This window comes from Stenotrophomonas sp. SY1, from assembly GCF_021202945.1.
Taxonomy (GTDB): domain Bacteria; phylum Pseudomonadota; class Gammaproteobacteria; order Xanthomonadales; family Xanthomonadaceae; genus Stenotrophomonas.
Genome location: NZ_JAJOYR010000002.1, coordinates 97,830 through 112,274 on the forward strand (window position 1 = coordinate 97,830; position 14,445 = coordinate 112,274).

Here is a 14,445-nt window from a genome sequence, read left to right on the forward strand (position 1 = left end):
TTCCCGTGCGCGCTAACGCGAACGCCCGCCCGGAGATTGCCACCGGGGGAACGCGTGCATGGGGGTGCCAGATTCAGCGCCGCAATTTTAGGCCTTCACGCAGCACTTAAGATAGGCATTGACAATGATTTAACGCAGCAAACGCCTTCACAGCCGTGCGACATGTTGTCGCACTCCCGCCAAAACCGGCTGTCGCACAACCAACAGGCGGCCTTCCGTGACCGTTGGACCCAGCTGTTTCGCGCTAAATCCTCAAACAGCAGCTCGCCTGTCCTGCTTCTCGAAACCCGACCAAAGCCACCGGTAGTCGAACAATGGGTTGAGCAGCCTCCCAATCCAGCAAAGGCCCGCCGCCAGCAAGATCGCTACCAACATGGCAAGCACCAAAGAATAGAGTGGATTTGCCTTCACAAGCGGTGCGAGCCACCCCTTGTAAAGGGCTAGTTTCATGAGAAAAGCGTGCAACAGAAAGGCAGCAATGCTGTACCGGCCCAAACCTGCCAACAGTTCACTCTTGGGCACCAGGCAGAAGAATCCCACCAGGCCACAACCGCCAACAATCAGAAGCAGCGTGCGCCACATCACTCCCTCTGCCCCCTCCATACCCATGGCCGCATATGACACGCTCCCGTATAACCAGGGCATCGGGGAACCAATACTCCACTTCGCTACCAACCACACGCCGATCATTAACGCGGCGCCAATCCACACCCTAGGGTTGATGGATGGCAAAACCAACCCCTGCCGACGCGCGTAGAGGTATCCGGCAACAAAAAATGGCAGGAACGTCGCCGTTCTTGACGCCGAGTATGCGTAACCGATGTCAGGAACAAGGCCAGCTCCCAGGCAAACAAGGACTGAGAGCAACATCGGCATGCCGCTACCAGTCAACAGCGGCAACAACAATCTCCAGGCAACCAGACTGGCCAGGTACCACAGGATCCAGTACGGCGTCACAAAGCTATAGCGCCACTCGCCCCCCTTCAGGTAAGCCTCCCAAGCGGGCAAAACTGCTTGAAAAACCAACAGGGGTATCACCACAGTCGCCAGCAAGCGACGCCCCGTACGAGCGTCCAGAGAGTCCGAGCTCACCATTCCGGAAAGGAACACAAACGCCGGCATGTGGAACATGTACACAAAACGGTACGTCAACTCGAACCAAGGAGAGCCTCCTTTGAACAGCTCGAGCAGATGACCAAAAACAACCAGTACGATGAGACCAAACTTGGCCGCATCAAGCCTTGCGTCACGCACGTCCGCCCCCTTTTGGCTTCCAGCCCCAGACATCTCACGCCTGCACAGGCAGGTACAAATACGGAAAAGGCCAATTCATAAAGAACTGGCCTTTCGCTTGAAGCAAACAACTTGGTGCCGGAAATAGGAATCGAACCTACGACCTACGCATTACGAATGCGCCGCTCTACCAACTGAGCTATTCCGGCGAGCCGCCAATTCTAGGCGAAGCTGAAGCCGATGGTCAATTCATGTGCGTACCGGCTGCGCACCCGCCCCCACGGCGGCCCGACCGACGCTGGTTCATCCACCCAATCGCCGCTGCGCCGCCAGACGGTAGGCTTGCAGCCGCACCTCGATCATCGGGTCGCCGGCGAAATCCACGTCCTCTGGCAGCAAGGCCGGGTCGAATACCCGCTGACGCTGCGCGTCCTGCTCAGCCGCCAGTTGCTCCAGCCACACATGGCCCAGGGTCACCGAAGGCAGTGCGGGGTCCCAGGGGGCACTCAGATCGGCCAGATCCGCCCCGCCCGCCACCGGGGTAAACCGCAACGCGAAAACCACCGAGCCATGCGCCAGTTCATCGCACAGCCGCCGGTCCAGACAATCCGGACCCTCGAACGCTTCCCCGCCCTGCCTGCGACGGGTCGCACGCACGCTCAGCCGCCCCACATGCACCTGCCCGCCCTCACCAACCAGTTGGTACGGGTGCAGCATGTGGTAGTCCAACCCACTGAAGCTGTCCGCCTGCCGCTGCCGCATGCCCTCGAAACGCACCCATGCCGGGCATTTGGCCGCATTCGCGAGCAATTCCGCGGCAGGCTGCGCACCGGCGCGCAGCGCGTTCAACACCGCGAGAAACTGCGCCGGATCGGCGGCGGGAAAGCCCTCGACCGCATGCCCCACCAGCACCATGGGTGCATGGTTGCCAATGCGCAGCGCCAGTCCGCGAGGTTCTGCGCGGGGGCTGCGTTGATCGATATGCGGATCGGCACCGGAACTGGAAAAACGCGCCAACACGGGCTGTTCGGCGCCCGCAAACATCTCCGCCAGACAGAACTCCGACGCAATGTCAGTCGCACGAAAGCGACCATCGAGCACGATGCCCCGCGCATGATTGAGCCGCTCGCCGACACCCACCTGCCCTGCCGCCTGCAGGGCATCGATCAGCGCCTGGGCCATCTCCGTCGTCATGGATGCATCCTTCTCGCCATCACTGGCCACAAGCAGCACCAACGCTCCGCCTTCACCGCCCGGCCAATCCGGGGTGCAGCGCGATGTGCTTGTATTCCAGAAAGTCCTCCAGCGCCGCCAGACCATTCAGGCGACCCAGGCCGGATTGCTTGAACCCGCCTTCTTCGGTGCCGTCGAACACCTGCGCCCAATCGTTGATCCAGACCGTGCCGGCATCGATGGCCTGCGCCATGCGCAGCGACCGGTCCACGTCACGCGTCCAGACACTGGCGGCCAGACCGTACTCGTTGTCATTGGCCAGCTGGATGGCCTCGGCTTCGTCGTCGAAGCGCTGCAGGGTCAGCACCGGCCCAAAGGTTTCCTGCTGGATGATGTCCAATCCGTTATCAAACACCTCCAACAGCGCGGGACGGAAGAACGCCCCACGTGCCAGCACGCCGCTGTCGATGGCACCGCCACGCTCGACCACCCGAGCGCCCGCCGCCAGTGCCGACTCCACCACTTGCTCCACCCGCTGCACGTTGGCCCGATCGATCAACGGCCCCATGTCGCTGCCCGAATCGGCCGCCGGCCCGACGTTGACCGCGTGCAATCGCTCCGCCATGCGCTCACGCACCGTCTCGTAAACGCCCCGCTGCACCAGCAACCGCGACCCGGTCATGCAGAACTGCCCACCGAAGACCGTCAGCGCCTTCACCAGCACCGGCAACGCCGCCTCCAGGTCCGCATCATCGAATACGATCATCGGCGTCTTGCCACCCAGCTCCATGCCGAAGCGCTTCAGATGTTTCGCGCCCACGCTGGCAATCGCACGCCCGGTACGGGTCGAACCGGTGAAACTGATGACCGGCACCAACGGGCTTTCCACCATGTAGGCCGATCCTTCTGCGCCACGCTCGAAGAACAGATTGATGACCCCGCGCGGCAGCTCCTCCACCTCGGCCATGATCCGCGCCATCATGCTCGCCGTCTGCGCGACCTGCGCAGGCAGCTTGATCACTGCCGTACAACCGGCAGCCAATGCCGGGGCCAATGAACGGATGGTCAGTATCACCGGCGAATTCCACGGCGCGATCACCCCGGCCACGCCCATCGGCTGACGCAGGATCAATGACAGGCGACCAGGTGCCGGCCGCATTGCCCGCCCACTGTCCAGTGTTGCGCTCGCGGCGGCATAACGCAGCTTGCTCGGCACCATGTCCAGCTCGAAGGCGGCCTCACCCATGACCTTGCCGTTCTCCAGCGACAACATGTGAAGCAAGCGCTCGCGATTGCGCTCAAAGGCCACCGCCAGCTGCTCCAGCACCCGCGCGCGCAACGCGTGATCATGCGCCCACGGTGTCTGGCGGAACGCCACCGAGGCCGCTGTGACGGCCTCGATTGCTGCCGCAAGGCCTGCATCGGGGTAGCGACCAATCACTTCATAGGTCGCCGGATTGATGGAATCCTCAAGCGCCCCTTCGGAACGCTCGGCACCACCGATCCAGTTGGATGCATGTGGCAGCCGGGGCAAGGATGTCTGGGTGACAGCCATACGACCTCCGTGAACACTGCTCATCTGTGATGGGTACGGGTCCGGCCGATCCGACGCCAGGCATCGGCCACGGCAGCGACGATGAACTGCACCAAGGGCGCGCTCAAATTGACGACCAGCGGTACCACCAGCAACGTCGACGCCAGTACACGCAGTGGCAACGGCCATTGTCGGAAGCGATCTCCGGCAAGCGCCATCACCAGCAGCACGCTTGGATACACCGCCAGCCAGATCATTGCGGTCTGCTTCAGTCGCTGGACGATGTCCGCCCGCCAGGCCATCTCAACCGCCCCGCATCCATTGGCTGATACGTTCGGCCAGCATGATGACCGTCGGGTTGAGGGCTACACAGGGCACATCCGGGAACGAGGATGCATCCGCCACACGCAGGCCATCCACGCCCAGCACGCGACCCTGATAGTCCGTCACCGCGTGCTCGTCTCCCGCTCCACCCATCGGCGCTGTTGAAGCGGGATGGCGATAGATGTCCAGGGCCAGTGGCAGCGCCGCCTCCAGTGCGTCGTAACCGGTAATCCCCGCCCCGGGCACCAGTTCCTCGGTGATCATCTCGGCCAACGGCCCATGCCGGACGATGCGCCGGATCAACTCGATCCCTTCCACCATCAACCGGCGGTCACGCTCATCGCCAAGCACGTTCAACGCAATGCGCGGAGCGACGGCTGGATCACGCGAGCGCAGCGTCACGGTGCCCAGCGAATGTGGCCGTGTCAGTCCAAGTGCCAGCACGAACACCGCACCGGTCGGTGAACTATCCGGATCACCGTAATGCACCGCTGATACATGCAGGTCACCGACGTCCGCTGCAGCCTCCGAGGATTGCGCCCACAGCATGGCCCCCACCAATGGCAACGGGATCCCCAGTTTCTCCGGCCGCGCCGCCCACGTCGTGTAGTAGAACGGATGCTCCTGCAGCCGCTGCCCAACTGGTAGATCAGCCACAAGCTCCACACCCAGCGCAGGCAGATCCGCGGCCGGCCCGATGCCGGAGCGCAGCAGTATCGCCGGGGTGCCATAGGCGCCAGCGCACAACACGATGTCCTTGGCGGCGAAGCGCTGACCATCACCAAGCACCACAGCGACCGCTCGTCCATCATCGACCTCGACCCGATCCACCAGCTGCTGCGTACGGATTGTCAGGTTGGGACGCTCGCGCACGTCCTGCGACAGATACGTCATGCCGCTATTCAGCCGCTGGCCCACGCGATTGTTCATCGGATAGGCACCTGCGCCGAATGGCTGCTCACCATTGAAATCCTGCACGTTGGCAAACCCCGCCATTGCCGCCGAGGCAATGAAGGCGCGCTGCATGTCGGAGAGCTCATCATCGAGCAGATGGTGGATCGGCCACGGTCCATCGCGACCATGGACAGCATCCGGACCATGCACGGTCCGCTCGCTTCTCCTGAAGAACGGCAACACATCCCTGGCCGTCCAGTGTTCCAGTCCCGCCGCGGTCCAACGTGCGAAATCTCCGGCCGGCGCACGCATTGCCACGCCGGCATTGATCGCCGATGAACCACCAAGCACTTTGCCGCGCGGCACCGGAAAGTGCACCCCACGCCAGCCCGGCTCGGACATGTACCCCCAATCGTGCGCGGCATCACCTCCAATGATGTGCTGCAGACGCAGGGAATCGGGATAGTTGGCAGGCGCATACGCCGGGCCGGCTTCAAGCAGCAACACCTGCCGATCGGCGTCTTCGCTCAGACGTGCCGCCATCACCGCTCCGGCAGAACCGCCGCCTACCACGATGCAATCAAATGCCGCGGCATCCTGCTGCCGGCGCGGAGACGCAGGGGCTTTGTGTTGATCGCTCATTTGCCCGTCCTCCATTGGTGACGCATCTGCGCGACCGACTGTTTCGATTGATCGCGGGTACACCACTGCAGCAATGCGCTGGAGCCATGATTGATCGTCGGCGTCGTTGACGGAATACGTCCAGCCGTCTCAACATTGCCGACAGAATGTCCAGCCGCCTGACATCGCTCGATTCACCCAGCGGTCTTGTTGCATTTGCCGCGGCGGTGGACGCGCGCAGTTTTTCCGCGGCGAGCCGGGAGCTTGGGCTATCGGCTTCGGCCGTTGGGAAAGCCATCGAACGACTCGAACTGCGGCTGGGAAAACGCCTGCTCAACAGAACCACGCGAGCGCTGTCGCTGACCGCCGAAGGTGAGGTGCTGTATCGGCATGTCGTGGATATCGTCAGAAACCTCAACGAAGCCGAACACGAACTGCATCTACTGGAGCATGCGCCGCGCGGGCCGCTGAAGATCCGCTTGCCTACGGTCATTGGCCGCAGGATCGTGTTGCCGGCCATGTTCGACTTTCACGAACGCTTTCCGGACGTCATGCTCAGCCTCAGCCTGGACGACCGCCGGCTGGACCTGATCGAAGAGGGGTACGACGTAGCGCTGTGGCTGGGTGAGCTGGCCGACTCCAGCCTGCATGCGCGGCGACTTGGGCCACTCCCGCTCGCAACCTTCGCCGCCCCCGGCTATCTATCCAGGCACGGCATCCCGATCACGCCAGCGGAACTTGCAGGACATCACTGCATCCACTACCAGGCAACCCGCAGCGGTCGCGTCGAGGCGTGGTTGTTCGAGGGCTGCACACCATTCAGGTCACCGGCACCGGTGACCATACTCAATGACGAAGAGGCCATCGCGGCCGCTGCCATCGCCGGACTCGGCCTGGCTCAGACACCGGCTTACCTAGTCGCCGATGAGATCGCAGCGGGGCGATTGCAGCCCGTACTGGTCAGCCACGCGGTGGAGCGCGGCAGTGTTTCCCTGGTGTGGCCGCAGATGCTCGGCAAAGTGCCGCGCGTCCGGGTTTTCATCGACTTCATCGCCGCGCGCATCACCGCGCAGCTTTACGGACAATCTGCAAACGCAGCGTAGAGGCCGTCACGCGCAACCGGCGTCTCAGTCAACCAGACGCAGCCGCAGTTCCTTGGGCAACGCGAACACCATCGATTCCGGCTCGCCATCCAGCTCGCCCACGCCATTGGCACCCAGCTCGCGCAGACGGGCGATCACGCCATCCACCAGCACCTGCGGCGCCGAGGCACCTGCAGTCAGGCCAATGCGCTGCTTGCCGACCACCCACTGCGGGTCGATTTCGTGAGCACCGTCGATCAGGTACGACTCCACCCCTTCACGCCGCGCCAGTTCGCTGAGGCGATTGGAGTTGGAGCTGTTCGGCGAGCCCACCACCAGCACCAGGTCACACTGCTTGGCCAGATCGCGCACCGCATCCTGGCGATTCTGCGTGGCGTAGCAGATGTCGTCGTTCTTGGGGCCCTGGATGGCCGGGAAATGGGTGCGCAGGGCTTCGATCACCGCGCGGGTATCGTCCACCGACAGCGTGGTCTGGGTGGTGTAGGCGAAGTTCTCAGGCTGGCTGACCTGCAACGCTTCCACGTCCTCGACGCTTTCCACCAGGTAGATGTGGCCGCTGCCCTTCTCGCGGTTCCACTGGCCCATCGTGCCTTCCACCTCCGGGTGGCCCTCGTGGCCGATCAGCACCACGTCGCGGCCCGCGCGGCAATGGCGCGCCACTTCCAGGTGAACCTTGGTCACCAGCGGACAGGTGGCGTCGAACACCTTCAGGCCACGACGCTCGGCTTCACCGCGCACCGCCTGCGAGACGCCATGCGCACTGAAGATGACCGTATTGCCGTCCGGAACCTCATCCAGTTCCTCGACGAAGATCGCGCCGCGCGCCTTCAGGTCATCAACCACGAAACGGTTGTGCACCACTTCGTGCCGCACATAGATGGGTGCGCCCAGCGTTTCGATCGCACGCTTGACGATCTCGATCGCGCGGTCGACACCGGCGCAGAAACCACGGGGATTGGCGAGCAAGACGTCCATCTGGAATACCTGTGAAGCGGGAACTGGCTGGGAAGGAACGGGAACCGGTACGGCATCAACCATTATTGGCTGCCGGCTTTTCATCTTTGGTTAAAAACCCCGACAACGCGATGCCGATGGCGCCCACCACAATCGCTGAATCGGCGATATTGAAGGATGGCCAGTAATAGCTGCCGACGTACCACTGGATGAAGTCCACCACGTGACCGTGAATCTGCCGGTCGATGATGTTGCCGATGGCGCCGCCGATCACCAGTGCGTATGGCAGGGCGCTGCGCCAGGCCGCGCGCGGCGTGCGCGACAGCCAGAACGCCATCAGCCCGCTGATGCCGACCGCCAGCACGGTGAAGAACCACAGCTGCCAGCCACCGGCATTGCTGAGGAAGCTGAATGCCGCGCCGGTGTTGTAGGTGCGGTACCAGTTCCAGAAGCCGTCGATCACCGGCACCGGCGTGAACTCGGGCAGGCTGGCCAGCACCCACGCCTTGCTCCACTGGTCCAGGACTATGACGAGCACCGACACCAGCAGCCAGATCAATGCGTTGGGTTTAACTGCTTTTGCTTGCATGTGGACGCCTGTGCGAATTCATCAGAATGGGAGTGGAAACGAACCAGCACGGCGGCCTGCGTTCGTCTCCACGCCTCCTCACCCGTTTCCGGGCCTTAGAACCAGCGCCGGTCTTCGCCGGCACCGTCGATGTTGCTGACACAACGGCCGCACAGCTCCGGATGCGCTGCCACCGAGCCGACATCGGCGCGGTAATGCCAGCAGCGCACGCACTTGGCCTTTTCGGTGGGCTGGGCGCTGACGAACACCTCGTCGGTGGTCGCCGGGCGCACGCTCACGTCACCACTGATGAACAGGAAACGCATTTCCTCGGCCAGCGGCTGCCAACGTGCGGCCTGCTCCTCACTCGCAGCGACAGTGATCTCCGCTTCCAGTGCGGCACCGATGGCGCCATTGGCACGCATCGGCTCCAGTACCTTGGACACCTGCTCACGCAGCGCCAGCAGCTGGTCGAAGTCGGCAGCGGACAGCTGCGCATCGGCCGGCAACGGTGCCAGCCCGTCGTACCACGTGGTGAACAGCACGTTGTCCACGCGCTCGCCCGGCAGGTAGCCCCACAACTCTTCGGCGGTGAAGGTCAGGATCGGTGCCACCCAGCGCACGAACGCCTCGGCGATGCGGTACATCGCGCTCTGCGCCGAACGGCGGCCGCGCGAATCTTCCGGCATCGTGTACAGGCGGTCCTTGGTCACGTCCAGGTACAGCGAACCCAGATCCACGCTGCAGAAGTTCAGCAGCAGCTGCACGATCTCGGCCATGTTGTAGTTGGCGTACGCGGCCTTGATCTTCTCCTGCAGCTCGAAGGCGCGATGCACGATCCAGCGGTCCAGCGCGACCATGTCTTCCAGCGGGCGCAGGTGCTGGACCGGGTCGAAACCGTCCAGGTTGCCCAGCAGGAAGCGCGCGGTGTTGCGCAGGCGACGGTAGGCATCGGCGTTGCGCTTGAGGATTTCCTGCGACAGCGACATTTCATTGCTGTAGTCGGCCGAGGCAATCCACAGGCGCAGGATGTCCGCGCCCAGCTTGTTCATGATGTCCTGCGGCTCGATGCCGTTGCCCAACGACTTGGACATCTTGCGGCCATGCTCGTCCACGGTGAAACCGTGGGTCAGGCATTGCTTGTACGGCGCAGCCTTGTCGATGGCCACGCCGGTCAGCAGCGAGGACTGGAACCAGCCGCGGTGCTGATCCGAACCTTCCAGGTACAGGTCGGCGGGCTTGCCAAAGCCACGCGCCAAAAGCACGCCTTCATGGGTGACACCGGAGTCGAACCAGACATCCAGGATGTCGGTGACCTTTTCGTACTGCGCAGCTTCATCGCCGAGCAGTTCGGCCGCATCCAGCGAATACCAGACATCGATGCCGCCCTGCTCCACGCGGTCGGCCACCTGCTGCATCAGCTCGACGGTGCGCGGGTGCGGCTCGCCGGTTTCGCGATGCGTGAACAGCGCGATCGGCACGCCCCAAGTGCGCTGGCGGCTGATGCACCAGTCCGGACGGCCGTCGACCATGCTCGAGATACGCGCCTTGCCCCAGCTCGGGAACCAGCTGACGTTGTCGATGGCGCGCATGGCGTCATCGCGCAGGCCGGCCTTGTCCATCGAAATGAACCACTGCGGCGTCGCGCGGAACACCACCGGCGTCTTGTGTCGCCAGCAATGCGGGTAGCTGTGCTGGATCTCGAAGAACGCCAGCAGTGCGCCACTGGCCTTCAGCACGTCGACGATCTGCGGCTGCGCCTTCCACAGGTGCTGGCCCGCCAGCACCACGTCACCGGCAGCCGGGGTCGAAGACAGGTACACGCCGCGACCATCGATCGGGTTGATCTGGCCGGCGTTGTACTTGTCCATCACGCCGTACTGCTGGCTGACCGCGAAGTCCTCCTGGCCGTGGCCGGGAGCGGTATGCACCGCACCGGTACCGTCGGCATCGGACACGTGCTCGCCATTGAGCAGCGGGATGTCGCGATCCCCATAGAACGGATGCGCCAGCAGCTGGTTTTCCAGCGCCGAACCCTTGGCATGGCCATGCACGACCAGCCCGGTCACGCCGTAGCGCGACAGCGAGCGCTCGGCCAGCGCCGAGGCCAGCACCAGCCAGCGCGGCTGGCCGTTGTGGGCCGGGCCTTCGACCAGCGCGTATTCGATGTCCGCGCCCAGCGACACCGCCAGCGAAGCGGGCAGCGTCCATGGCGTGGTGGTCCAGATCGGCACCGCCACTTCCACGCCGGCCGGTAGCTCAACGCCGAAGCTGGCCGCCAGCGCCTTGGAATCGCGCGCGGCATAGGCCACGTCAACGGCCGGCGACGTCTTGTCCTGGTACTCGATCTCGGCCTCGGCCAGCGCCGAGCCACAGTCAAAGCACCAATGCACCGGCTTGGCGCCACGCACCAGGTGACCGTTGGCCACGACCTTGGCCAGCGCGCGGATTTCGTTGGCTTCGAAGTCGAAGCTCAGCGTCTTGTAGGGGTTGTCCCAATCGCCGATCACACCCAGGCGCTTGAAGTCGCGACGCTGGATGTCGATCTGCTCCTCGGCGTACTCGCGGCATTTCTGGCGGAACTGTTCGGCGTCGAGCTTGGTGCCAACCTTGCCCCACTTCTTCTCCACCGCGATTTCGATCGGCAGGCCATGGCAATCCCAGCCGGGCACGTACGGCGCATCGAAGCCGTCGAGGTAACGTGACTTGACGATGATGTCCTTGAGGATCTTGTTGACCGCATGGCCCAGGTGGATCTGGCCGTTGGCATACGGCGGGCCATCGTGCAGCACGAACAGCGGACGCCCCTTGGCGTTCTCGCGAAGCTGCGTGTAAATGCCCTGCTCTTCCCAACGCGCCAGGATGCCCGGCTCGCGCTTGGGCAGGTCGCCGCGCATCGGGAATTCCGTTGCCGGCAGATGGAGAGTGGCTTTGTAGTCTTGGGTCACGGGCATTTACCGTTGTGCAGCGTTTAGTGAGGCGTCCGCGCTCGGATGAGCGGACGGTTGCGAGGCGCTCGCATGATCGGCAAGGATGCGGCGCGCCAGTTCGGCATCGCGGTGCATCTGCTCGGTCAACGCAGGCAGATCGTTGAACTTTTCTTCATCGCGCAGCTTGGCGACGAATTCGACCTGGATATGACGGCCGTACAGGTCGCCCTGGAAATCAAACAGATGCGCTTCCAGCAGCGGCTCCACGCCATCGACGGTCGGACGCGTGCCAAAGCTCGACACCGACGGCCATGGTCGATCGAAAACGCCATGCACCCACGTGGCGTAGATACCAGAAAGTGCGGGTGTTTTAGGGAAACGCAAGTTGGCCGTCGGGAAACCCAGCGTCCGCCCCAGCTGCCGCCCGCGTACCACCCGCCCACCGATCGCGTACGGGCGCCCCAGCAGCTCGCCGGCATGGGCGAAGTTGCCGGCCACCAGCAGCTCGCGGATGCGGGTGCTGGAGATGCGTTCACCGTTCAGGTGGATCGGCTGGATCTCGCCGGCGACGAAGCCCAGCTCGGCCCCCATCGCCTGCAACAACGCGATATCACCGCCCCGGCGGTTGCCGAAATGGAATTTGGGGCCGATCCAGACCTCGCGCGCGCCCAACCGGCGGACCAGCATGTCGCGCACGAAATCCTCGGCCGAGGTGGCCGCCATCTTGGCGTCGAAGCGCAGCAGGCCGACGCTGTCCACGTCCAGCTCACGCAGCGCGGCGACCTTGTCGCGGGCCAGCATCAGGCGCGGCGGCGGGTTGTCCTTGGCAAAAAACTCACGCGGCAGCGGCTCGAAGGCCAGCGCCACGGCCGGAACCCCCAGCGCACGGGCACGCGCGACCGCGTGGCGCACCAGTGCCCGGTGGCCCAGGTGCAGGCCGTCGAAAGCACCGATGCAGACCACGCTTCCCTGCGGGAACAACACCCCGCCTTCGACGTCTCTAAAAAGCCTGCTCATTCAATCCGGATTGATCCGACCCCATACGGGCCGGTTCTGTCGTATGTAGCCGGGCAGTATAGCGGCGCCCGCCCCGCTATCGGCTTACTGCCCGCGTAGTTCACGCGGCCGGTAACCCATCAGCAGCAGGCCTGCGGCGTACACCGCGCCCCCGGCCCCGACCAGCACCGCCAGGCGCCAACTGCGCCCCAGCCAGGTCCACGGCGTCCAATCAGCCCAGTGCAGGCGCAGTGCCAGCACCACTACAATCATCAGTACGCTGGCAACAAGCAACTGCCGGAGGAAGCGCCCCCAGCCAGGCTGCAGCTGGTAGACCTGAGCCCGGCGCAGGTACCACCACAGTTGCAATGCATTGGCCCAACCCGCCACCGCGATGGCCAGGGCCAGCAGGGCGTGCGCGCCCTCCACCTTCTTGAGCGCCTCCAACCAGTCACCACCGGCCGCCGCCATCGCCGACTGCCCCAAGGGAGTGAACCAGAGCAGCCCGACAAACAGCGCGATCGTGCAGATGATGTTGATGGCAATGGACGCCAGGGCCGCTTTCACCGGCGTACGGGTGTCCTGCCGCGAATAGAACGCGGGTGCCAGCACCTTCACCAGCAGGAACGCCGGCACCGCCAGCGACTGCGCCATCAGGCTCAGACTGCTCATGCGCATGTCCTGCTCGGAGAAGCGGCCGTACTGGAACAACGTTGCCAGCAACGGCTGGGCACACAGCACCAGCCCAAGGCAGGCCGGTACACCAATCAACAGACAGAGGCGGAAACCCCAGTCCAGCCCCTTGGAATAGCCCGCAGGATCAACCGCAGCATGCCGGCTGGACAGATGGGGCAGGATCACCGTACCGATCGCCACGCCGAACATGCCCAACGGAAACTCCAACAGGCGGTCGCTGTAGTACAGCCAGGTCACGCTGCCGCCCATCAACAACGACGCCGCCAAGGTGTTGAACAGAAGGTTCACCTGGGCCACCGAGGAGCCGAACAGGGTCGGCACCATCAGCTTCATGATCTTGCGGACCCCAGCATGGGCGATATCCAGGCGCGGCCTCGGCAACAGCCCCAGCCGGGCCAGGGACGGCAACTGGAACACCAGTTGCAGAATGCCGGCCACAAACACACCCCAGGCCAGTGCCAGCACCGGTTCATATCCCCAGGCCTTCATATGCGGCACCAGGCACAGCGCCGCGGCGATCATCGAAAGGTTGAGCAGGATTGGCGACAGCGCCGGGATGGCAAAGCGCTGGTAGCTGTTCAGTATCCCGCCCGCCAGCGATGCTAGGGAGATGAACAGCGCATAAGGAAAGGTGATCTGCAGCATCAGGGTGGCCAGCTCGGCCTGCTCGCTGCCCGGTGCAAATCCGGGGGCAAACACCCGCATCACCCACGGCGCCAGCACGATTGCCAGGCCGGTAACCACCAGCAACGAGGCCGTCAGCACCCCGGCCACCCGGTCTACCAGCGCTTTGACCGCGGCATGGTCGCCCTTGGCCTTGTATTCGGCCAGAACCGGGACGAAGGCCATGGAAAACGAGCCTTCAGCCGAAAGCCGGCGCATGAAGTTTGGAATCCTGAATGCAACGACGAAAGCATCCATCGCCGCACTCGCACCAAAGACCTGCGCGTACACTTGGTCCCGCACCAAGCCACTGATGCGGGAAAGGAAGGTCATCGCGCTGAATACAGCCGTGGATTTCAGTAACCGGCCGCTCACGCGACTCCCCCTTGACAACTTGACTTGACGTTCATTTGGTCTGCCATCATACTTGTGAGCTTGCTGTTCCCACCACATCGATTTTCAGGAAACCACCACTGTGGCCAATATCAAGTCCGCCAAGAAGCGCGCCAAGCAGACCGTTGTGCGCAACGCGCGTAACACGGCTCAGCGTTCGATGCTGCGCACCGCCGTCAAGAAGGTGATCAAGGCTCTGGACGCCAACGACGCCGCTGGCGCCGAGGCTGCCTTTGCCGTCGCCCAGCCGATCCTCGACCGTTTCAGCGCCCGTGGCCTGATTCACAAGAACAAGGCTGCGCGTCACAAGAGCCGCCTGACCGCCCGCATCAAGGCCATCAAGGCCGCCTGATTCGCGCGATC

12 protein-coding genes and 1 tRNA gene are annotated in these 14,445 nt (G+C 63.7%); 2 read left to right on the forward strand and 11 right to left on the reverse strand.

Going from position 1 to position 14,445, the window contains the following annotated elements; translation table 11 throughout:
- Positions 1-252 precede the first annotated feature (252 nt).
- The 6 genes from LR961_RS11985 to LR961_RS12010 all read right to left on the reverse strand — a co-directional run bounded on the left by LR961_RS11985 (position 253) and on the right by LR961_RS12010 (position 5,815).
- Positions 253-1,254 (reverse strand): acyltransferase family protein, encoded by a 1,002-nt coding sequence (locus LR961_RS11985; protein WP_232149508.1) that lies wholly within the window; start codon positions 1,252-1,254, stop codon positions 253-255.
- 112 nt (positions 1,255-1,366) lie between these two features.
- Positions 1,367-1,442 (reverse strand) — tRNA-Thr (locus LR961_RS11990).
- A 94-nt stretch (positions 1,443-1,536) separates the two neighbouring features.
- Positions 1,537-2,427 carry a catalase gene (locus LR961_RS11995; RefSeq protein WP_232149509.1) on the reverse strand — a complete coding sequence of 297 codons (891 nt, stop codon included), beginning with the start codon at positions 2,425-2,427 and terminating at the stop codon, positions 1,537-1,539.
- Between the two features lie 52 nt (positions 2,428-2,479).
- Positions 2,480-3,961, reverse strand: coding sequence for an aldehyde dehydrogenase family protein (locus LR961_RS12000; protein WP_232149510.1), 1,482 nt, complete (start codon positions 3,959-3,961; stop codon positions 2,480-2,482).
- Between the two features lie 20 nt (positions 3,962-3,981).
- Positions 3,982-4,242 (reverse strand): hypothetical protein, encoded by a 261-nt coding sequence (locus LR961_RS12005; RefSeq protein ID WP_232149511.1) that lies wholly within the window; start codon positions 4,240-4,242, stop codon positions 3,982-3,984.
- A 1-nt stretch (position 4,243) separates the two neighbouring features.
- Positions 4,244-5,815, reverse strand: a complete 1,572-nt coding sequence (locus tag LR961_RS12010; RefSeq protein ID WP_332311033.1) for a GMC family oxidoreductase N-terminal domain-containing protein — start codon at positions 5,813-5,815, stop codon at positions 4,244-4,246.
- Between the two features lie 131 nt (positions 5,816-5,946).
- Here LR961_RS12010 and LR961_RS12015 point away from each other — a divergent pair, with 131 nt between their 5' ends.
- The gene (locus tag LR961_RS12015) at positions 5,947-6,882 is read left to right on the forward strand and encodes a LysR family transcriptional regulator (RefSeq protein WP_232149513.1); all 936 of its coding nucleotides are present in this window, start codon (positions 5,947-5,949) and stop codon (positions 6,880-6,882) included.
- A gap of 24 nt (positions 6,883-6,906) precedes the next feature.
- Here LR961_RS12015 and ispH read toward each other — a convergent pair whose 3' ends face one another.
- The 5 genes from ispH to murJ all read right to left on the reverse strand — a co-directional run bounded on the left by ispH (position 6,907) and on the right by murJ (position 14,064).
- Complete coding sequence (ispH, locus tag LR961_RS12020; protein WP_232149514.1) at positions 6,907-7,857, reverse strand: 4-hydroxy-3-methylbut-2-enyl diphosphate reductase; 951 nt, start codon at positions 7,855-7,857, stop codon at positions 6,907-6,909.
- Between the two features lie 55 nt (positions 7,858-7,912).
- A complete protein-coding gene (lspA, locus tag LR961_RS12025) occupies positions 7,913-8,425 on the reverse strand; it encodes a signal peptidase II (RefSeq protein ID WP_232149515.1) in 513 nt (170 codons plus the stop codon).
- 95 nt (positions 8,426-8,520) lie between these two features.
- Positions 8,521-11,352: an isoleucine--tRNA ligase gene (ileS, locus tag LR961_RS12030; RefSeq protein WP_232149516.1), complete on the reverse strand. Its 2,832-nt coding sequence runs from the start codon at positions 11,350-11,352 to the stop codon at positions 8,521-8,523.
- Between the two features lie 6 nt (positions 11,353-11,358).
- Positions 11,359-12,351 carry a bifunctional riboflavin kinase/FAD synthetase gene (locus tag LR961_RS12035; protein ID WP_232149518.1) on the reverse strand — a complete coding sequence of 331 codons (993 nt, stop codon included), beginning with the start codon at positions 12,349-12,351 and terminating at the stop codon, positions 11,359-11,361.
- An 84-nt stretch (positions 12,352-12,435) separates the two neighbouring features.
- Positions 12,436-14,064 carry a murein biosynthesis integral membrane protein MurJ gene (gene murJ / locus LR961_RS12040; RefSeq protein WP_332311034.1) on the reverse strand — a complete coding sequence of 543 codons (1,629 nt, stop codon included), beginning with the start codon at positions 14,062-14,064 and terminating at the stop codon, positions 12,436-12,438.
- Between the two features lie 100 nt (positions 14,065-14,164).
- Between murJ and rpsT the strand changes: the two genes are divergently transcribed.
- Entirely contained in the window at positions 14,165-14,434 is a 270-nt protein-coding gene (gene rpsT / locus LR961_RS12045; protein WP_057629708.1) for a 30S ribosomal protein S20, read from the forward strand.
- Positions 14,435-14,445 lie beyond the last annotated feature (11 nt).